Raw genomic sequence first — 19,906 nt, 5'->3', positions numbered from 1 at the left:
GGCCCGATGGTCGACCCCGAGTGCACTCTCCTGAGCCAAGTGGGGGATGGTAGAGACAGTCAGGGCACCTCGAAGATGAGGCACTACGTCGGTGAGGGAAGACGTGAGCGAGCACACCAACAACTCGGTAGTACTGCGGTACGGCGACGGCGAGTACACCTACCCGGTGATCGACAGCACCGTCGGTGACAAGGGCTTCGACATCGGGAAGCTCCGCGCCCAGACCGGTCTGGTGACGCTGGACAGCGGTTACGGCAACACCGCCGCCTACAAATCCGCCATTACCTATCTGGACGGCGAAGCCGGCATCCTCCGGTACCGCGGCTACCCGATCGAGCAGCTGGCCGAGCGCTCCTCCTTCGTGGAGGTGGCCTACCTGCTGATCAACGGTGAGCTGCCGACCGTCGACGAGCTGTCCGCGTTCAAGGACGAGATCACGCAGCACACCCTGCTGCACGAGGACGTCAAGAACTTCTACAAGGGCTTCCCGCGCGACGCCCACCCGATGGCCATGCTGTCCTCGGTGGTCTCGGCGCTGTCCACCTTCTACCAGGACAGCCACAACCCGTTCGACGAGCGGCAGCGCAACCTCTCCACGATCCGGCTGCTCGCGAAGCTCCCGACGATCGCGGCCTACGCGTACAAGAAGTCGATCGGCCACCCGTTCGTCTACCCGCGCAACGACCTCGGCTACGTCGAGAACTTCCTGCGCATGACGTTCTCGGTGCCGGCGCAGGAGTACGAGCTGGACCCGACGGTCGTCGCGGCGCTCGACAAGCTGCTGATCCTGCACGCGGACCACGAGCAGAACTGCTCGACCTCCACGGTCCGCCTGGTCGGTTCCTCGCAGGCGAACATGTTCGCCTCGATCTCCGCCGGCATCAACGCCCTGTGGGGCCCGCTGCACGGCGGCGCCAACCAGTCGGTGCTGGAGATGCTGGAAGGCATCCGCGACGCGGGCGGCGACGTCGACTCCTTCATCCGCAAGGTGAAGAACAAGGAGGACGGCGTCCGCCTGATGGGCTTCGGCCACCGGGTCTACAAGAACTTCGACCCGCGCGCCAAGATCATCAAGGCCGCCGCGCACGATGTGCTCTCCGCCCTCGGCAAGTCCGACGAGCTGCTGGACATCGCCCTGAAGCTGGAGGAGCACGCGCTCTCCGACGACTACTTCGTCTCGCGCAGCCTCTACCCGAACGTCGACTTCTACACCGGTCTCATCTACCGGGCCATGGGATTCCCGACCGAGATGTTCACGGTCCTGTTCGCCCTCGGCCGGCTGCCGGGCTGGATCGCCCAGTGGCACGAGATGATCAAGGAGCCGGGTTCGCGCATCGGCCGCCCGCGCCAGATCTACACGGGCGTCGTCGAGCGCGACTTCATCCCCGTCGAGGAGCGCTGAGCCGCACGGCACCCCCGCGGCGCCCCTGGCGAGTCCCGTACCCCTGAGTGGTACGGGACTTTTCCTTGTCGGCACGGAGGTTCGCGGCGGGCCCGGAGGAACGGGCCCGGAGAGCGGACCCGGACAGCAGAAGGCGCCCTGGCGCCGGTCCCCCCACGGGCCGACGATCCAGGGCGCCTTCCCATGTCCCGGTGCGGATTCCCCCCACGGGATCCGGCCGGGCGTCTGTGAGGACAGCGCCTGAATTCGCTGTGTCGTACTGGTGGTGCTGGTGGTGCTGGTGGTGCTGGTGGTGCCTGGTGTCGTGCTGGTGGTGCTTGCCGTGCGGTCTGCCGGGACAGCGCACGCCCGGGTGGGCCGCTCAAAGCTTCCCGGCGTACGTGTCCCGGCAACGCAGCTCTGGGAAAGTCCCCCAAGACATCCCCAGATGCCAGGTGGCGCCCCCCAAGACGCTGCCTGACATCGCCAACTTAGACCTTCGAACCCCTTCGATGGTTACGTTCGCATCACTGTGATCTGCGTCTCTTGCATATGTCCGTTAGGTGCGCAAGAGCCCCGTACGTCGCGCGGGACTCAAGCGTAAGGAAGATGCGCGAGCCTTGTGAAGAGCTTATGTGAGGCGCGTGCCGGACTCCAGAGGCGCAGCCCCTCGACCTGCGTGAAATGCGAACTAGTGAAAGGTGCGCAGCCGGAGGCTGTTGGTGACGACGAAGACCGAGGAGAAGGCCATCGCCGCGCCCGCGATCATCGGGTTCAGCAGCCCGGCGGCGGCCAGCGGCAGCGCGGCCACGTTGTAGCCGAAGGCCCACACGAGGTTGCCCTTGATCGTGGCCAGGGTGCGCCGGGACAGCCGGATCGCGTCCGCCGCCACCCGCAGGTCGCCGCGCACCAGCGTCAGGTCGCCCGCCTCGATCGCCGCGTCCGTCCCCGTGCCCATCGCGAGGCCGAGGTCCGCGGTGGCGAGCGCGGCCGCGTCGTTGACGCCGTCGCCGACCATGGCGACCGTACGGCCCTCGGCCCGCAGCCGCTCCACCACCGCGACCTTGTCCTCGGGCAGCACCTCGGCGATCACCTCGTCGATGCCCACGGCCGCCGCGACCGACTCGGCCACCCGGCGGTTGTCGCCGGTCAGCAGGACGGGGGTCAGGCCCAGGCGGCGCAGTCCGGCCACCGCCTCGGCGCTGGTCTCCTTGACCGCGTCCGCCACGGCGACGATCCCGCGCGCCTCGCCGTCCCAGCCGACGACGACGGCCGTACGGCCCTTCCTCTCGGCCTCGTCCCCGGCCCGGGCGACCTCGGGGGGCAGGGTGTCGTAGAGGCGCCCCATGGCCACCTGGCGGCCCTCCACGCGGGCGCGCACGCCGCGTCCGGGGATGTTCTCGAAGTCCTCGACGCCCGGCAGCGTGCCGAGCCGTTCCTCGGCACCGGCCGCGACCGCGCGGGCCACCGGGTGCTCGGAGGCGTGCTCGACCGCGCCCGCGAGCCGCAGCAGCTCCTCCTCGTCGGTGCCCTCGGCGGCGTACACCTCGTGCAGGGTCATGCGGCCGGTGGTGACGGTGCCGGTCTTGTCCAGGACGACCGTGTCGACGCGCCGCGTGGACTCCAGCACCTCCGGGCCCTTGATGAGGATGCCGAGCTGGGCACCGCGCCCGGTGCCGACCAGCAGCGCGGTCGGCGTGGCGAGGCCCAGCGCGCACGGGCAGGCGATGATCAGGACGGCGACGGCAGCGGTGAACGCGGCGACCGTGTCACCGGTCGCGCCGAGCCAGCCGCCGAAGGTGGCGACCGCGATCAGCAGGACCACGGGCACGAAGACGCCGGAGATCCGGTCGGCGAGCCGTTGCACCTGCGCCTTGCCGCTCTGCGCGTCCGCCACCAGCTTCGCCATCCGCGCCAGCCGCGTGTCCGCGCCGACCCGGGTCGCCTCGACCACCAGCCGGCCCCCGGCGTTCACCGTGGCGCCGGTGACGGCGTCGCCGACGGTGACGTCCACCGGCACGGACTCGCCGGTCAGCAGGGAGGTGTCCACGGCGGAGGCGCCCTCGGTCACCGTGCCGTCGGTGGCGATCTTCTCGCCGGGCCGTACGACGAACCGGTCGCCCACCGCCAGCCGGGCCACCGGTATCCGCACCTCGCGCCCATCCCGCAGGACGGCCACGTCCTTGGCGCCCAGCTCCATCAGCGCCCGCAGCGCGGCCCCGGCGCGGCGTTTGGAGCGGGCCTCCAGCCAGCGGCCGAGGAGCAGGAAGGCGGTGACCCCGGCGGCGGCCTCCAGGTAGATCGCGGAGGCGCCGTCGGTGCGGGAGACGGTGAGGTCGAAGCCGTGCCGCATGCCCGGCATGCCCGCGTCGCCGAAGAACAGTGCCCACAGGGACCAGCCGAACGCCGCCAGCGTGCCGAGCGAGACCAGCGTGTCCATGGTGGCCGCGCCGTGCCGCAGGCCCGTCCAGGCGGCGCGGTGGAAGGGCAGCCCGCCCCACACCACGACGGGCGCGGCCAGGGTGAGCGAGAGCCACTGCCAGTTGTCGAACTGGAGCACCGGGACCATCGCGAGCAGGACCACGGGGGCGGCGAGGAGCACCGAGACGACCAGGCGCTGACGGAGGCCCGACAGCTCCGGATCGTCGCCGCTCTCCCCGGGACCGGCCTCGTCCGAGGGCTCCGGGGGCGGTGCGGGCTCCTCGGCGGTGTACCCGGTCTTCACGACGGTGGCGATCAGGTCGGCGACCCGGGTGGTCGCCGGGTGGCTGACCCGGGCCTTCTCCGTCGCGTAGTTCACCGTGGCGGTCACCCCGTCCATGCGGTTGAGCTTCTTCTCGACGCGGGCCGCGCAGGAGGCGCAGGTCATCCCGCCGATGAGCAGCTCGACCTCGGCGAGGCCGGGCGCGGCGGCCGTCGCGGCGGTGCGGGTGTCCGCGGCGGTACGGGTGTCCGCGGGGCTGCTGGTCATGGTCCGGACTCCAGGGACGGTGGGTGCGCCGGGCTCAGACCCGGCCGACGAGCTCGAAGCCCGCCTCGTCCACGGCGGCGCGCACGGCCGCGTCGTCGAGGGGGGCCTCGGAGACGACGGTGACCTCACCCGTGGCGGCGACGGCCCGCACGGAGCCGACGCCCGCGATCTCGGAGATCTCGCCGGAGACGGCGCCCTCGCAGTGGCCGCAGCTCATTCCGCTCACCTTGTAGACGGTGGTGGTGACGGAGCCCTGGGTGGTGTCGGTCTGGGCGCTCATGTCGTTACTCCTCGTCGGGGGACGTGCGTGGGCGGGTACCCGTGGTCCGGCCCGGACCACTCACTCCACCTTACCCCTAGGGGGTATAAAGGCGGGATTCGCCCGTCACCTGCGCCCCACCTGCGTCGCGCCCCGCGCGGCCCACTCGTGGTCGAGGACCGCCATCAGCACCTCGTCCACCCACGCGCCGTTCCGCGGGGCAGCCTCCCGCCGTACGCCCTCCACCACGAAACCGGCCTTTTCGTACACCCGCCGGGCCCGTGGGTTGTCGGCGTAGACCTCCAACTGGACACGGTGCAGGCCGACCTGCTCGAAGGCGTGCCCGACGATGAGCCGCGTCGCCTCGCTGCCCAGCCCGCGACCGCGGCCCCGGGGCCCCACGAGGGTGCGGAAGGTGCAACTGCGGGCCGCCGGGTCCGCTTCGTGCAGGACCACCTCGCCGACGAGTTCGCCGGTGGCCCGGTCGGTGACGGCCAGGTCGAGCCGGTCGGGATCGGCGGTGCGCACGCCGTACCAGGAGCGCAGCCCGTCGAGGGTGAGTTCGGTGGCCGGCTCGAAGGTGAAGCGGACGACCTCGGGGTCGTTGATGATCTCCCACATCGCGTCGGCGTCTCCCGCGGTGAACGGCCGCAGGACGGTCTTGTCGCCGGTGAGGACGGGTTTCACGGAGAAGTCCATGCACGGCACTGTGCCCCACGCGACGGTGGGGCACAGAACGGTTTTCCGGCGGACCGGGCTACTTGTTCCGGTTGCGGGGACGGGACGCCACCCAGGACCGGACCGTGTCCGCGTACCAGTACGGCTTTCCGCCCTCCACGTGGTCCGGCGGGGGCAGCAGCCCGTGCTTGCGGTACGACCGCACGGTGTCCGGCTGGACGTGGATGTGGGCCGCGATGTCCTTGTAGGACCAGAGCCTTCGGTCGGTCACTCGTTGCACCTCCCTGCGCGCGCCGCGGCGGCGACCGGGGACGGCCGCCGGGGGTGGCCGGGCGCTGCGCTGGCGATCACCAAGCCTGTTCCGGGTGAACGACGCGGAGTGAGGGGCGGTCAGGGGCCGTTCCCGGGTGTGACGGAAGCCCTGCGTGCGCGTGACATGTGTGACCCGGAGGGCGCTTTTGTGACACGAGTGCCACACAGGCGTACGCCGTCGTTCAGGCGCGGCGCGTTGACTGTGGCGGCCGGCCGTGCTCCGCCGTACGTCCGGTCGTACGCCCGCTCGTGCGCCCGCGGGCGGCTCCCGGACCGCCACCCGGATCAAGTCGTCCGAATGTCCGGACAAAACATTGACAGGCCGCACGCGCGGGGCTAGAAACCGGGGTGACGCAAGGGCGCGGGCAAGAAGGGAACGCGATGGCGCACGACCCGATGGCACACGGCCCGGTCGCCGGTTCCCCCACCGAACGCCTCCGGCGCGGGAAGGCGGCCTCGCCCTGGCAGGAGCGAGGCACGAGCGCCAACTCCCCGCTCGCACCGGCTCCGCGCCGGAGGTCCCCGCGTCACGTCCCGGCGCGGGCCGCCCACACTGCCCCACGTGTCTACGCGGACGCCCGAACCGCAGACACAGTGTCGGGCGCGTCCGCGGCGCGCGGCTGGTGGGATGGAGTCACGGCCGAGACCGCGACCCGACCGTCGCCGGCCCCGGCCCGTGAGCAGCACGAGCAGCGTGAGCTGCACCAACGGCACGTCTGGACCCGTCGCCGCCATCTGTGAAGGAGTTCTCGGTCATGACGAACATCGTCAACCACTGGATCGGCGGCAAGACCGCCGAAGGCGCCTCGGGCACGTACGGGCCGGTGACGGACCCGGCGACCGGCGCGGTCACCACCGAGGTCGCCTTCGCCTCCGTCGACGAGGTGGACGCCGCGGTCGCCGCCGCCAAGGAGGCGTACCTGACCTGGGGTCAGTCCTCGCTGGCCCAGCGGACCTCGATCCTCTTCAAGTTCCGGGCGCTGCTGGACGCGCACCGCGACGAGATCGCCGAGCTGATCACCGCCGAGCACGGCAAGGTGCACTCCGACGCGCTCGGCGAGGTCGCGCGCGGCCTGGAGATCGTCGACCTGGCCTGCGGCATCACCGTCCAGCTCAAGGGCGAGCTGTCGACGCAGGTCGCCACCCGCGTCGACGTGTCCTCGATCCGGCAGCCGCTCGGTGTGGTCGCGGGCATCACGCCGTTCAACTTCCCGGCGATGGTGCCGCTGTGGATGTTCCCGATCGCCATCGCCTGCGGCAACACCTTCGTGCTCAAGCCGAGCGAGAAGGACCCGTCGGCCGCCGTGAAGCTCGCCGAACTGTTCTCCGAGGCCGGTCTGCCGGACGGCGTCTTCAACGTCGTGCACGGTGACAAGGTGGCCGTCGACCGCCTCCTGGAGCACCCGGACGTCAAGGCGGTCTCCTTCGTCGGCTCCACCCCGATCGCCCGCTACATCCACACCACCGCCTCCGCGGGCGGCAAGCGCGTGCAGGCCCTCGGCGGCGCCAAGAACCACATGCTGGTGCTGCCGGACGCCGACCTCGACGCGGCGGCGGACGCGGCCGTGAGCGCCGCCTACGGTTCGGCCGGCGAGCGCTGCATGGCGATCTCCGCGGTCGTCGCGGTCGGTGCCGTCGGCGACGAGCTGGTGGAGAAGATCCGCGAGCGCGCCGAGAAGATCAAGATCGGCCCCGGCACCGACCCGTCCTCCGAGATGGGCCCGCTGATCACCAAGGCGCACCGGGACAAGGTCGCCTCCTACGTCGAGGGCGCGGCGGCCGAGGGCTGCGAGGTCGTCCTGGACGGCACCGGATACACGGTGGACGGCCACGAGGACGGCCACTGGATCGGCATCTCCCTGCTCGACCGGGTGCCGACCACCGCGAAGGCGTACCGGGACGAGATCTTCGGCCCGGTGCTGTGCGTGCTGCGCGCCGAGACGTACGAGGAGGGCGTGGCCCTCATCAACGCCTCGCCGTTCGGCAACGGCACCGCGATCTTCACCCGGGACGGCGGCGCGGCCCGCCGCTTCCAGCTGGAGATCGAGGCCGGCATGGTTGGCGTGAACGTCCCGATCCCGGTCCCCGTCGGCTACCACTCCTTCGGCGGCTGGAAGGACTCGCTCTTCGGCGACCACCACATCTACGGCAACGACGGCACGCACTTCTACACCCGCGGCAAGGTCGTCACCACCCGCTGGCCGGACCCGGCCGACGCCCCGGCGGGCGTGGACCTGGGCTTCCCGCGCAACCACTGAGATTTCTGTCGCCCCCAGGGTGCCGTGGTCCCACCGGGACCACGGCACCCTCGTGCGTGGCAGGTTTTTTTGCCCCGCCCCCTACGGTTCCCGCACGGCTCAAACTCCCGTTGCGTCAAGGGGCATGCTGCTGTTTCCAGATGTATGCACGGTAGCGATCAACGGTTTCCGTAGGTAAACACCCATTGACGCAGCGGTTTTCGTCGGGATTCCATCTGGCGTCGGGAGCGAAACAGAACGACGTACGACCCAGCCTCCGGAGGCGATAGCGCTCCCTCGCGAACCACGCCGCACGAGTCGATCGGAACCGCTCCATGACCGACACGCTCCGCCCCGTCGAGACCGCCGCCGCGCCCCCGGACGTACCGGCACCTCCGGAGTCCAGGACCCTCAAGCGTTCCATCGGCGTCGTCGGCGGCACGCTCCTGACGCTGTCGTGCGTGACCCCCGCCTCCACGCTGTTCGTGGTCGTCCCCGACCTCTTCGGCTCGCTCGGCACCGCCACCGCGCTGACCATCGCCATCGGCTCCGTGCTCTGTGTCGCCGTGGCGTTCTGCTACTCGGAGCTGGGCACCCTGGTCCCCAGCGCGGGCGGCGAGTACGCCATGGTGTCGACGATGGCCGGGCGCCTGGCGGGCTGGCTGGTCTTCGTACTGTCCCTGCTGGTCGTCATGATCGTGCCCCCGGTGATCGCCATGGGCACGGCCGACTACCTCCAGCCGATCCTGCACCTCGACCCCTCCCTGGCGGGCGCCGGCGTCATGCTGCTCGCCACTCTCGCCGGCCTGCTCGACCTGCGCGCCAACGCCTGGATCACCGGCGTCTTCCTGGTCCTGGAGGTCATCGCCGCGGCCGTCGTCGCGGTGCTGGGCTTCGCCCACGCCGAGCGCGGCCCCGGCAGCCTCGTGTCGATGGAGGTGGGCGGCGCCCACGGCGGTGCGGACCCCGTGACGGCCATGCTGGTCGTCTCCGGGCTCGCCATCGCCCTCTTCATCACGCAGGGCTTCTCCACCGCCGTCTACCTCTCCGAGGAACTGGAGAACCCGCGCCGCAACGTCGCCCGCACGGTGCTCGCCACCCTCGCCATCTCCACGGTGATCATCCTGGTCCCGGTCGTCGCCATCACGTTCGGCGCGTCCGACCTGACGGAGCTGACCGGCGGCGACATCGGCGCCATGGTCACCGCCTGGTCCAACTCCGCCGTCGGCACCTTCGTGAGCCTCTGCGTGGCCCTCGCCATCATCAACGCGGGCATCGTCATGGTCATCCAGAACTCGCGGGTCCTGTTCGCCTCCGCCCGCGACAAGGCCTGGCCCGCCCCGGTCAACGGGCTCTTCGCCAGGCTCGGCCGGTTCGGCTCCCCGTGGGTCGCCACCCTCGCCGTCGGCGTGCCGGGCGCCGCGCTGTGCTACGTCAACCTCGACACCCTGTACGGCGTCACCGGCGTCTCCGTGACCGCGATGTACCTGCTGGTCGCGGTGGCCGCCCTGCTGTCCCGGCGCGGTGCCCACCGGCACGCGCGCGCGTGGCGCATGCCGCTGTGGCCGGCGGTGCCGGTCCTGCTGATCGTGGTCCTCGCCTACATCCTGACCCGGCAGGAGGCGAGCCACCTGCTGCTGACCGGCTCCATCGCGGCCGTCGCCACCCTGTACTGGGCCCTGTACCTGCGCCCGCGCCGCGACACCCGCTGGCTGGTGACGGTCCCGCAGGACGTCCGCGAGCCCGCCGGACCGTGACGGTCCGCGCGGGCGGGACAGTCCGCCGGGACGTGACCGGCCTACCGCGCCCGTGGTACGCGAGGGCGGCCGCGTACGTCCGTGGGAGGGCCGCCGGTTCAGCCCCGGGGCGGCCTCCGTTGTCGGCGGTGGCCCGTACCGTTGACACATGGATCTTCGACTGCCCCGCGTGCGAGGGCTGCTACGGGGGCCGCGGCGGATGCTCTCCGCCGCGGCCGCCGTCGTCGTGCTCGCCGGCGCCGGGACGTGGACGGCCGTCGCCGGTGACGACCCGGCCCCGGTGCGGCGCGCCGACCGGGTCATGGCGGTGGGCGACGGCGTGCGCCTGGACACCTCGTACTTCACGGCGGGCTCCGGCGGCCGCCGCCCGGCCGTCCTGCTCGCGCACGGCTTCGGCGGCAGCAAGGACGACGTACGGCAGCAGGCCGAGGACCTGGCGAGGGACGGGTACGCGGTCCTGACCTGGTCGGCGCGCGGCTTCGGCGAGTCCACCGGGAAGATCGGGCTGAACGCGCCGGACGGCGAGGTCGCCGACGTGTCCCGGCTGATCGACTGGCTCGCCCGGCAGCCCCAGGTCCGGCTCGACAAGGACGGCGACCCCCGGGTCGGCGTCGCGGGCGGTTCCTACGGCGGCGCGGTCGCGCTGCTCGCGGCGGGGCACGACACCCGGGTCGACGCCGTCGCCCCGGCGATCACGTACTGGAACCTGGCGGACGCGCTGTTCCCGGACGGCGTCTTCAAGAAGCTGTGGGCCGGCATCTTCGTCAACTCCGGCGGCGGCTGCGCCCGGTTCGAGGCCGACCTGTGCCGCATGTACCAGCGGGTCGCCGAGTCCGGCACACCCGACGCCGAGGCCGTGAAGCTCCTGGCGGAGCGCAGCCCGCAGGCGGTGGGCGAGCGCGTCAAGGTGCCCACCCTGCTGACGCAGGGCCAGACCGACTCCCTGTTCCCGCTCGGCCAGGCCGACGCCGCGGCGAAGGCGATCCGGGCCAACGGCGCGCCCGTCGACGTCGACTGGATCGCGGGCGGGCACGACGGCGGCGACATGGAGGGCGACCGCGTCCAGGCACGCGTCGACGACTGGTTCGACCGCTACCTCAAGGACGACAAGGGCGCCGACACCGGCCCGGCCTTCCGCGTCAGCCGCACCGGAGGCGTCGACTCCACCGACGGCCGGGCCCAGTTGCGCGGCGCGAGCGCCGACCACTACCCGGGCCTGGCGAACGGGCAGCGCTCCGTGCCCCTGCGCGGCCGCGAGCAGAGCGTCGACAACCCCGCCGGGGCCAGCCCGCCCGCCGTCTCCGCCCTCCCCGGCATCGGCGGCGCCGGCGGACTCTCCCAGCTCTCCTCGCTCGGCGTCGGGATCTCCCTGGACTTCCCCGGCCAGTACGCCGCCTTCGAGTCCGCCCCGGTCGGCGACGACCTGCGGATCACCGGCTCCCCGACGGCCACCGTCCACGTCCGCTCCACCACCGAGGACGCGGTCCTGTTCGCCAAGGTGTACGACGTCGGCCCCGGCGGCACGTCGCCCGTGCTCCCCTCCCAGCTGGTCGCCCCCCTCCGCGTCGAGGGCGCCAAGGCCGGCCGGGACGTGACGGTCACCCTCCCGGCGATCGACCACGAGGTGGAGAAGGGCCACCGGCTGCGCCTGGTCCTCGCCTCCACCGACCTCGGGTACGCCTCCCCGGCCGCCCCGGCGACGTACACCGTCTCCCTCAAGGGCGATCTGAAGGTGCCGACCGCCCCCGGCGTGACGACCGCCGCCGCCCCGCTGCCCGCGTGGGTGTGGTGGCTGCCCCTGGCCGGTGCCGCCGTCGCCCTCGCCCTGCTGTGGACGGCCCGCCGCCGCACCGCCGCGCCCGCCCCCGACCCCGCCCTGGCCGACGTACCCCTGGAGATCACCGGCCTGAGCAAGCGCTACGCCGGGTCCGCCGAGCGGTACGCGGTGCGGGAGCTGTCGTTCCGTGTGGAGAAGGGGCAGGTGCTCGGTCTGCTCGGGCCCAACGGTGCGGGCAAGACGACCACCCTGCGGATGCTGATGGGCCTGATCACACCGGACGACGGCGAGGTCAGGGTCTTCGGCCAGGCCATCCGGCCCGGTGCCCCGGTGCTGTCCCGGGTCGGCGCCTTCGTCGAGGGCGCGGGTTTCCTGCCGCACCTGTCGGGCCGGGAGAACCTGGAGCTGTACTGGCGGGCGACGGGCCGCCCGCCCGAGGACGCCCACCTGGACGAGGCCCTGGAGATCGCCGGTCTCGGCGACGCGCTCGCCCGCGCGGTGCGCACCTACTCCCAGGGCATGCGCCAGCGCCTCGCCATCGCCCAGGCCATGCTCGGCCTGCCCGACCTCCTCATCCTCGACGAACCGACCAACGGCCTGGACCCGCCGCAGATCCGCGAGATGCGCGAGGTGATGATCCGCTACGCGGCGGCCGGGCGCACCGTGATCGTCTCCAGCCACCTGCTGGCCGAGGTCGAGCAGTCCTGCACCCACCTCGTGGTCATGGACCGGGGCCGGCTGGTCCAGGCGGGCCCGGTCGCCGAGATCATCGGCTCGGGCGACACCCTCCTCGTCGGCACCGGCCTGCCCGTGGACGAACCGCTCGTGGACAAGGTCGCCGCCCTGCCCGGCGTGGCCTCCGTCGTGCACACCGAGGACGGGCTCCTGGTCCGCCTCGACCCCGGCGGCACCGCGTCCGGCCTGGTCGCCGAACTGGTCCGGCTCGACGTGCCCGTGGCGTCGGTCGGTCCGCACCGCCGCCTGGAGGACGCCTTCCTCACCCTGATCGGAGGTTCCGCATGAGCACGCCCACCCAGCCGGTGACGACCGGACCCGCGCCCGGACCGGCGCCCGCGTCCGACTCCGCCCACGGCTACCGGGCGGGCCGCACCCTGCCCCTGCGGGTGGAGCTGGTGCGCCAGCTCAAGCGGCGCCGCACCCTGGTCATGGGGGCGATCCTCGCCGTGCTGCCGTTCGTCCTCGTCGTCGCCTTCGCGATCGGCGGCGAGCCGGAGGGCCCCGGCGACCGCATCACCCTGATGGACACCGCCACCGCCTCCGGCGCCAACTTCGCCGCGGTCAACCTCTTCGTCTCGGCGGGCTTCCTGCTGGTCGTCCCGGTCGCCCTGTTCTGCGGGGACACCGTGGCCTCCGAGGCGAGCTGGTCCTCGCTGCGCTATCTGCTCGCCGCCCCGGTGCCGCGCGCCCGGCTGCTCGCGTCCAAGCTGGCCGTCGGCCTCGGGCTGAGCCTGGCCGCGATGGTGCTGCTGCCCCTGGTGGCGCTGGCCGTGGGCACCGTCGCCTACGGCTGGGGGCCGCTGGCCATCCCCACCGGCGGCTCGCTCGCGCCGGGCACGGCCGCGCAGCGCCTGGTGGTGGTCGTGGCGTACATCTTCGTGTCCCAACTGGTCACCGCCGCGCTCGCGTTCTGGCTGTCGACCAGGACCGACGCACCGCTCGGCGCGGTCGGCGGCGCCGTCGGCCTCACCATCGTCGGCAACGTCCTGGACGCCGTGACGGCGCTGGGCCACTGGCGCGACTTCCTGCCCGCGCACTGGCAGTTCGCCTGGGCGGACGCCGTCCAGCCGAACCCGGAGTGGTCGGGCATGATCCAGGGCACGGCGGTCTCGGTCACGTACGCGCTGGTGCTGTTCGCCCTGGCCTTCCGGGGATTCGCCCGCAAGGACATCGTGTCCTAGGTCAACGGAGCATCACCCACCGGTCTCGGCGGCCCGGCCCCGTGCCCGCTTCGAGACGCAGCCGTAACACCCCGTGCCGCACGTTTCGCCCCGCCGCCCCGTCACAGTCACGTACACCGGCGCCGACGAAGCACAGGGGGACGGACGATGAACCGGTACGGGACCGAAGGGCGGCGGGGGCGGCGCGGCGCGACCGCGCTGCTCGCGCTGACCCTGGCGGGCGGCCTGCTGCTCACCGGCTGCGGGGGAGGGGGCGACGCGTCGCACGGGGCGAAGGACACCGCGGCCGACTCCCGGGGCGGCTCGGCCCCGGTGCCCGCACCCGACCTCCCGCGCGGCGGGGGCGAGCACCGCTACGACGGCGGCACGGGCACCGGCGGGACCGGCGAGGACGGGAAGAACGGCGACTCCCACGAGATCGCGCCCGACCCCGACCACCTGTCCACCTTCGCCCTCGACGTCGACACCGCCTCCTACGGCTACGCCCGCCGCACCCTGGCCGAGGGCCGGCTGCCCGACCCGGCCACGGTCCGCCCCGAGGAGTTCGTCAACAGCTTCCGCCAGGACTACGACCGCCCCGGCGGCGACGGCTTCTCGGTGACCGTGGACGGTGCCCGCACCGATGACGAGGATTGGTCGCTGGTCCGCGTCGGCCTGGCCACCCGCCCCGCCGAGCGGCGGAGCGAACGCCCGCCCGCCGCCCTGACGTTCGTCATCGACATCTCCGGTTCCATGGGCGAACCCGGCCGCCTCGACCTCGCCCAGGAGGCCCTCGGCACCATGACCGACCGGCTCCGCGACGACGACTCGGTGGCGGTCGTCACCTTCAGCGACGAGGCCGAGACCGTCCTGCCCCTGACCCGGCTCGGCGACCACCGCGACCGCGTCCACGACGCGATCGACGGCCTGGAGCCGACGGATTCCACCAACCTCGGCGCGGGCGTGGAGACCGGCTACGAGACCGCCGTCGAGGGCCGCCGCGAAGGCGTCACCAACCGTGTCGTCCTCGTCTCCGACGCCCTCGCCAACACCGGCGACACCGACGCGGACACCATCCTCGAACGCGTCGCCACCGAGCGCCGCGAGCACGGCATCACCCTCTTCGGCGTCGGCGTCGGCAGCGACTACGGCGACGCCCTGATGGAACGCCTCGCCGACAGGGGCGACGGCCACACCACGTACGTGTCCACCCCCGAGGACGCCCGTGAGGTGTTCTGCGAGCAGCTCCCGCGCCACATCGAGCTGACCGCGCGCGACGCCAAGGCCCAGGTCGCCTTCGACCCGGAGACCGTCGCCGAGTTCCGCCTCGTCGGCTACGACAACCGCCAGGTCGCCGACGAGGACTTCCGCGACGACCGCGTCGACGGCGGCGAGGTCGGCCCCGGCCACACGGTCACCGCCCTCTACGCCGTCCGCACCAGGCCCGGCGCCGACGGCCACCTCGCCACGGCCACCGTCCGCTGGCTCGACCCCGTGAGCCGCACCCCGCACGAGGAGTCCGGCGACGTGGAGAGCGACGCCCTCGACGGCTCCGTCTGGGAGTCCGGCCGCGGGCTGCGGGTCACGGCGACCGCGGCGTACTTCGCCGACGCGCTCCGGAACCCGGGCGGCGACGGCGGCTCCCTGCCCGGGGCGCCCGGTCTCTCCGCACTGTCCGAGCGGGCCGACGGCCTGGCGGACCGCGCCGAGGACGAGGACGTGCGCGAACTGGCCGAGGCGATCGAGGAGGCGGACCGGCTGGCCTGAGTCCGACGCTGCCCGGCGGCCATGGTCCCGCCGGGCGGCGTGGCCCATTGACGTTTCCTTACGCGTGAGTAAGTTTACTCCGGAGTAAGTTAGTGTCCGAGTACACGCGCCAGCGCATCAGTCCGACCGCGACCGGGAGCCGTCATGGGCGTACGCAGGGACCTGAAACGGGCGAGAAGGCGCGGTGACCTGGTGTCCCGCACGAGGACCGAGACCGTCCGGGACGCGCACGGCACCGTCCGCGAGGCCCGCACCGCCGCCCTCGCGCCCCGCCCCACCGAGGGCAGCACCGCCGACATCCCGTTCACCAACGCGGCCGAGGCACCCGACGCGGTGGTCCTGCGCCGCGAGGTGGAGGAAACCTGGCGGCCCGTCACCGCCGCGGAGTTCGCCCGCGAGGTCACCGCCGTGGCCAAGGGCCTGATCGCCGCCGGACTGGAACCCGGCGGCCGGGTCGCCGTCATGTCCCGCACCCGCTACGAGTGGACGGTCCTGGACTTCGCGATCTGGGCGGCCGGCGGACAGACCGTCCCCGTGTACGCCACCTCCTCGGCCGACCAGGTCGAGTGGATCGTCCGCGACTCCGGCGCCCGGTACGCCGTCACCGAGACCGCCGCGCACACCGCCACCCTCCTGACCGGCACCGCCGGGCACCCCGAGCGCCCGCGGGTCTGGGAACTGGACGCCGGCGCCCTGGCCGACCTCACCGCCCTCGGCCGGGGCGTGGACGACGACGAGGTCACCAAGCGCCGCACCGCCCTCACCCCGGACACGGTCGCCACCGTCTGCTACACCTCCGGCACCACCGGCCGCCCCAAGGGCTGCGTCCTCACCCACGCCAACCTGCACGCCGAGGCCGCCAACACGGTCGAGCTGCTGCACCCGATCTTCAAGGAGGTCACCGGCCAGCGGGCGTCGACCCTCCTCTTCCTGCCACTCGCCCACATCCTGGGCCGCACCATCCAGATCTCCTGCCTGCTGGCCCGCATCGAGATCGGCCACTTCCCGAGCATCAAGCCCGCCGAACTGCGCCCCGCGCTCAAGTCCTTCCGCCCGACCTTCCTGGTCGGCGTCCCGTACCTCTTCGAGAAGATCCACGACACCGGCCGGGCGACCGCCGAGAAGATCGGCCGCGGCGCCTCCTTCGAACGCGCCCACCGCCTCGCCGTCCGGTTCGGCGCCGCGCACCTGGAACGCTTCCTGGGCCGCGGCAAGGGCCCCACCCCGGGCCTGTGGGCGGGCTGGGCCCTGTACGACCTGCTGGTCTACCGCCGGGTCCGCAAGGAACTGGGCGGCCGGATGCGCTACGCCATCAGCGGCGGCTCCCCACTGGAGAGCGGCCTCAACCTGTTCTTCTACGCCGCCGGAATCATGGTCTACGAGGGCTACGGCCTGACCGAGACCACCGCCGCCGCCACCATCGTCCCGCCGCTCGGCCCCCGCCCCGGCACGGTCGGCCCGCCGGTCCCCGGCACCGCCGTGCGCATCGCGGACGACGGCGAGGTACTGGTCAAGGGCGGCATCGTCTTCGGCTCCTACCGCGGCAACCCGGAGGCCACCGACGCGGCCCTCACCGACGGCTGGTTCGCCACCGGCGACCTCGGCTCCCTCGACGCCGACGGCTACCTCACCATCACCGGCCGCAAGAAGGACCTCCTGGTCACCTCCGGCGGCAAGAACGTCTCCCCGGCCGTCCTGGAGGACCGCCTGCGCAGCCGCCCACCCGTCGCCCAGTGCCTGGTCGTCGGCGACAACCGCCCCTTCGTCGCCGCCCTGGTCACCCTCGACCCGGACGCCGTCGCCCACTGGCTGGCGGTGCGCGGGCTGCCCGCCGGCACACCGATGTCCGAGGTCGTACGGGACGAGAGGATGCGCGCCGACGTCCAGAAGGCCGTGGACCACGCCAACGCGGCCGTCTCCCGGGCCGAGTCGATCCGCGCCTTCCGGCTGGTCGAGGGCGAGTTCACCGAGGAGAACGGGCTGCTGACCCCGTCCCTGAAGGTGAAGCGGCACGCGGCCGTCGCGGCGTACGCGGACGAGATAGCGGCGCTGTACGCGACGCCGGGACGCTGATCCGCACCCGGGCGCCCCGGACATGCGAGAGGGGCGGGCCGCCGATGTCCTCGGCGACCCGCCCCGGCGCGCTGTCAGCGCCTGCCGCCGTCAGCCCTCACCGTTGGAGGACAGGATCGAGACGTCCTCCAGCAGGTGGGCCAGCGCACCGTCGCGCTTGGCCTGCGTGGAGTTCTCGGCGCACTGCTGGTTCAGGTCGTCGCCCAGGACGTTGAGGTCCTGGATCGGCACGAGACCGATGACGCTGACCGGGATGTCGCTGACCGCGATGCAGGGCTTGTTGAACGAGCCCTGGATGAGCGCCATCTGCGGGCTCATGTTGCCCGTGGTCATCGAGTTGCCGAAGTACTGCGAGGCGCCGTTGCCGTTGGCGGAGACGGGCCCGCTGTCGTCACCGATCGCCATCGCCTGCGGTGCCGCGGCAGCGGAGGCGCCCATGACGGAGGCGGCGATCGCCGCGTAGGCAACTACCTTCTTGATCACTGGCAAGTCCTTTCTGAGGAAACCCCGTCCACCGGAGCGCTCTGGTCAACTCCGTGAGTCCGGTCGGGTTTCTCCCGTTCACTCCGTCGGCGGACAACGGGAAATGTGTACGGGTCCGCGTTTCCCCCCGGGATTCCGGCGATTTCCGCGCCGTTTTCGAGATCCGGTGCGGGCCAACCGGGTGAACGCCCGCAACCAATCACCGCGCACCGGGTTGATGAGGCCGTAGGACAGTGCGTCGCTACGACGAAAGGAACGCGAAGTGCTCAAGAAGGCAATGGTCGCCGCGGCGGCTGCCGCTTCTGTGATCGGCATGTCCGCTGCTGCCGCGCCCCAGGCTCTGGCCATCGGGGACGACAACGGGCCGGCCGTGGCCAACGGCAACGGCGCCTCGTCGTCGTTCGGCAACTCGGCGACCGACGGCGACATGAGCCCGCAGCTGTCGCTGGTCGAGGGCACGCTGAACAAGCCGTGCCTCGGTGTCGAGGACGTCAACGTCGCCGTCGTCAACCTCGTCCCGATCCAGGACATCAACGTCCTGGCGGACGACCTGAACCAGCAGTGCGCGGACAACTCCACGCAGGCCAAGCGGGACGGCGCCGTGTCGCACGTCCTCGAGGACCTGTCGGTGCTGTCGGCGAACGGTGAGGGCCGCTGAGTCCAGCCCCACCCGGTACGGGCGGCCCGCTGACTTCCGCGTGGGCCGCCCGGCCGTGAACGGGACGGGATTTCGCCGGGGAGCGGAACGACGTCGTCGCTCTCCTGGGGGAACGGCCGGACCGATTCGTAAGGCATCCGAGTGAATTTCGGGGTGTCCCACGTTCGGTAGTTTCTCCGGCCGTCAATTCCTCGTTTGCAGGCTGCAGGTCATGGTGCGAGCCGTCAATGCTGTGCTCGCGCGGTTTCGGCCGTCATTCAGGCATGACCGCAGAGAAGGGAAAGTTCATGAAGAAGAGCGCTGCTGTCGTCGCGGGCGCGATCATGGCCCTCGGCATGGCCGCCCCGGCCTTCGCCGACGCCGGCGCCGAGGGTGCCGCCGTAGGCTCCCCGGGCGTCCTGTCCGGCAACGTCGTCCAGGTTCCCGTGCACGTTCCCGTCAACGTGTGCGGCAACAGCATCAACGTCGTTGGTCTGCTGAACCCGGCGTTCGGCAACAAGTGCGAGAACGACTGACGTCGTTCCGCACCGACCGGCTGTGTCAGGGCCGGCCTTGGCCAACTCGTTTGGTTCGGGGCCGGCCTTTTCCCCTTTCTGCAGCCCGTCCCCCGGATCGTTCTCCGGCCACCTCTCATCTCTCATCTCTCCAAGCAGGAAGACAACCAGAGTGCGACAGACCCTGAGCAGGGGGATGGTCGCGGCTGCCGCCGCGACGGGCATCCTTTCCCTGTGCGGCAGCCCCGCCCTTGCCGACTCGCATGCGGACGGGGCCGCCACGAACTCGCCGGGCGCCGTGTCCGGCAACGCCCTCCAGGTCCCGGTCGACGTGCCCGTGAACGCCTGCGGCAACACCGTCGACGTGATCGCCGCCCTGAACCCGGCCTTCGGCAACGAGTGCGAGAACACCTCGGACGAGCAGACCGACGGCAACGGCGACGGCGGCGGGTACGGCGAGGACACCTCGTCCTCGAACACGTCCTCGTCCTCGACTTCGTCCTCGTCGTCCGGTTCCCACGCGGACGGTGCGACCGAGGGCTCGCCCGGCGTCGGATCCGGCAACAACGCGCAGGTCCCGGTCGACGTGCCGGTCAACCTCTGCGGCAACACCGTCGACGTGATCGCCGCGCTGAACCCGGTCTTCGGCAACGAGTGCGAGAACGCCTCCGAGGAGCCCCCCGGTTACGGCGAGGAGGAGCCGCCGCCCCCGACCACGCCGCCCGGCTACGGCGAGGAGGAGCCGCCGCCGCCCACCCACGAGGAGCCCCCGCCGCCGTCCGAGGAGGAGCACACCCCGCCGGCTCCCCAGACGGAGCAGCCGCCCGTCCTGGCCGAGACCGGCAGCGAGGGCACGCTGGGTGCCGCGGCCGCCGGTGCCGTGCTGATCGCGGGCGGAGCGATCCTGTACCGCAGGGGCCGCGCCCTCACCGGCCGCTGACCCCCTCCCGTCCACCCCGACGCCCCCGGGCGGCCCTCCACGGGTCACCGGGGGCGTCGTCGTCTCCGCCGGCGGGCGCGCGGGAGGCTCAGTGGCTGCCTGCCCGGTCCTCCTCCGGGCGGTCGGAGGCGCCGGTGCGGTGGGTGGCGGGGGCGGAGGCCTGGCGTACGACGCGGGCGCGGGCCGGGGGCGTGGTGTCCGGGCGGGCGCCGCGGCCCCGG

Annotated in this window: 15 protein-coding genes; 10 read left to right on the top strand and 5 right to left on the bottom strand. The window is 72.4% G+C overall.

All coding sequences use genetic code 11. The annotated features are described in order from the left end of the window. The first annotated feature begins 103 nt into the window (after window positions 1–103). Complete coding sequence (locus tag BZZ08_RS11660) at window positions 104–1,402, top strand: citrate synthase (protein WP_059300474.1); 1,299 nt, start codon at window positions 104–106, stop codon at window positions 1,400–1,402. Window positions 1,403–2,072: 670 nt separating this feature from the next. Here the strand turns inward: BZZ08_RS11660 and BZZ08_RS11655 are convergent. From BZZ08_RS11655 to BZZ08_RS38970, 4 genes are all read right to left on the bottom strand, one after another. Continuing rightward, window positions 2,073–4,352, bottom strand: coding sequence for a heavy metal translocating P-type ATPase (locus BZZ08_RS11655; protein WP_104632105.1), 2,280 nt, complete (start codon window positions 4,350–4,352; stop codon window positions 2,073–2,075). Window positions 4,353–4,386: 34 nt separating this feature from the next. Then, window positions 4,387–4,632, bottom strand: coding sequence for a heavy-metal-associated domain-containing protein (locus BZZ08_RS11650; protein ID WP_104632104.1), 246 nt, complete (start codon window positions 4,630–4,632; stop codon window positions 4,387–4,389). Between the two features lie 105 nt (window positions 4,633–4,737). Next, on the bottom strand, window positions 4,738–5,310 hold the full coding sequence (locus BZZ08_RS11645; protein ID WP_104632196.1) for a GNAT family N-acetyltransferase: 573 nt from the start codon (window positions 5,308–5,310) through the stop codon (window positions 4,738–4,740). 58 nt (window positions 5,311–5,368) lie between these two features. After that, window positions 5,369–5,560 carry a helix-turn-helix transcriptional regulator gene (locus BZZ08_RS38970; RefSeq protein WP_198601421.1) on the bottom strand — a complete coding sequence of 64 codons (192 nt, stop codon included), beginning with the start codon at window positions 5,558–5,560 and terminating at the stop codon, window positions 5,369–5,371. A gap of 796 nt (window positions 5,561–6,356) precedes the next feature. Here BZZ08_RS38970 and mmsA point away from each other — a divergent pair. From mmsA to BZZ08_RS11605, 6 genes are all read left to right on the top strand, one after another. Further along, entirely contained in the window at window positions 6,357–7,859 is a 1,503-nt protein-coding gene (mmsA, locus tag BZZ08_RS11630) for a CoA-acylating methylmalonate-semialdehyde dehydrogenase (RefSeq protein WP_104632195.1), read from the top strand. Window positions 7,860–8,173: 314 nt separating this feature from the next. Then, window positions 8,174–9,595: an APC family permease gene (locus BZZ08_RS11625; protein WP_104632101.1), complete on the top strand. Its 1,422-nt coding sequence runs from the start codon at window positions 8,174–8,176 to the stop codon at window positions 9,593–9,595. Between the two features lie 148 nt (window positions 9,596–9,743). Then, window positions 9,744–12,395, top strand: coding sequence for an alpha/beta fold hydrolase (locus BZZ08_RS11620; RefSeq protein ID WP_198601420.1), 2,652 nt, complete (start codon window positions 9,744–9,746; stop codon window positions 12,393–12,395). Further along, on the top strand, window positions 12,392–13,291 hold the full coding sequence (locus BZZ08_RS11615; protein ID WP_104632099.1) for an ABC transporter permease: 900 nt from the start codon (window positions 12,392–12,394) through the stop codon (window positions 13,289–13,291). Before BZZ08_RS11620 ends, BZZ08_RS11615 begins: the two co-directional genes overlap by 4 nt. 147 nt (window positions 13,292–13,438) lie before the next feature. Continuing rightward, a complete protein-coding gene (locus BZZ08_RS11610) occupies window positions 13,439–15,037 on the top strand; it encodes a vWA domain-containing protein (RefSeq protein ID WP_104632098.1) in 1,599 nt (532 codons plus the stop codon). A 144-nt stretch (window positions 15,038–15,181) separates the two neighbouring features. After that, window positions 15,182–17,110, top strand: a complete 1,929-nt coding sequence (locus tag BZZ08_RS11605) for an AMP-dependent synthetase/ligase (protein WP_104632097.1) — start codon at window positions 15,182–15,184, stop codon at window positions 17,108–17,110. Between the two features lie 90 nt (window positions 17,111–17,200). Here the strand turns inward: BZZ08_RS11605 and rdlB are convergent, their stop codons facing one another. Next, window positions 17,201–17,593 (bottom strand): rodlin RdlB, encoded by a 393-nt coding sequence (rdlB, locus tag BZZ08_RS11600; protein ID WP_104632096.1) that lies wholly within the window; start codon window positions 17,591–17,593, stop codon window positions 17,201–17,203. A gap of 262 nt (window positions 17,594–17,855) precedes the next feature. Here rdlB and rdlA point away from each other — a divergent pair, with 262 nt between their 5' ends. The 3 genes from rdlA to chpA all read left to right on the top strand — a co-directional run bounded on the left by rdlA (window position 17,856) and on the right by chpA (window position 19,685). Next, window positions 17,856–18,251 (top strand): rodlin RdlA, encoded by a 396-nt coding sequence (rdlA, locus tag BZZ08_RS11595; RefSeq protein WP_104632095.1) that lies wholly within the window; start codon window positions 17,856–17,858, stop codon window positions 18,249–18,251. 287 nt (window positions 18,252–18,538) lie between these two features. Beyond that, on the top strand, window positions 18,539–18,766 hold the full coding sequence (gene chpD, locus BZZ08_RS11590) for a chaplin ChpD (protein ID WP_059300460.1): 228 nt from the start codon (window positions 18,539–18,541) through the stop codon (window positions 18,764–18,766). A gap of 151 nt (window positions 18,767–18,917) precedes the next feature. Then, window positions 18,918–19,685 (top strand): LAXTG-anchored chaplin ChpA, encoded by a 768-nt coding sequence (gene chpA / locus BZZ08_RS11585; protein ID WP_274543262.1) that lies wholly within the window; start codon window positions 18,918–18,920, stop codon window positions 19,683–19,685. The last annotated feature ends 221 nt before the right edge of the window (window positions 19,686–19,906 follow it).

This window comes from Streptomyces sp. MH60 (genome assembly GCF_002939385.1).
Classification (GTDB): Bacteria; Actinomycetota; Actinomycetes; order Streptomycetales; family Streptomycetaceae; genus Streptomyces.
Note: the sequence above shows the minus strand (reverse complement) of the source record. Positions and strands in the feature narration are given on the sequence as shown.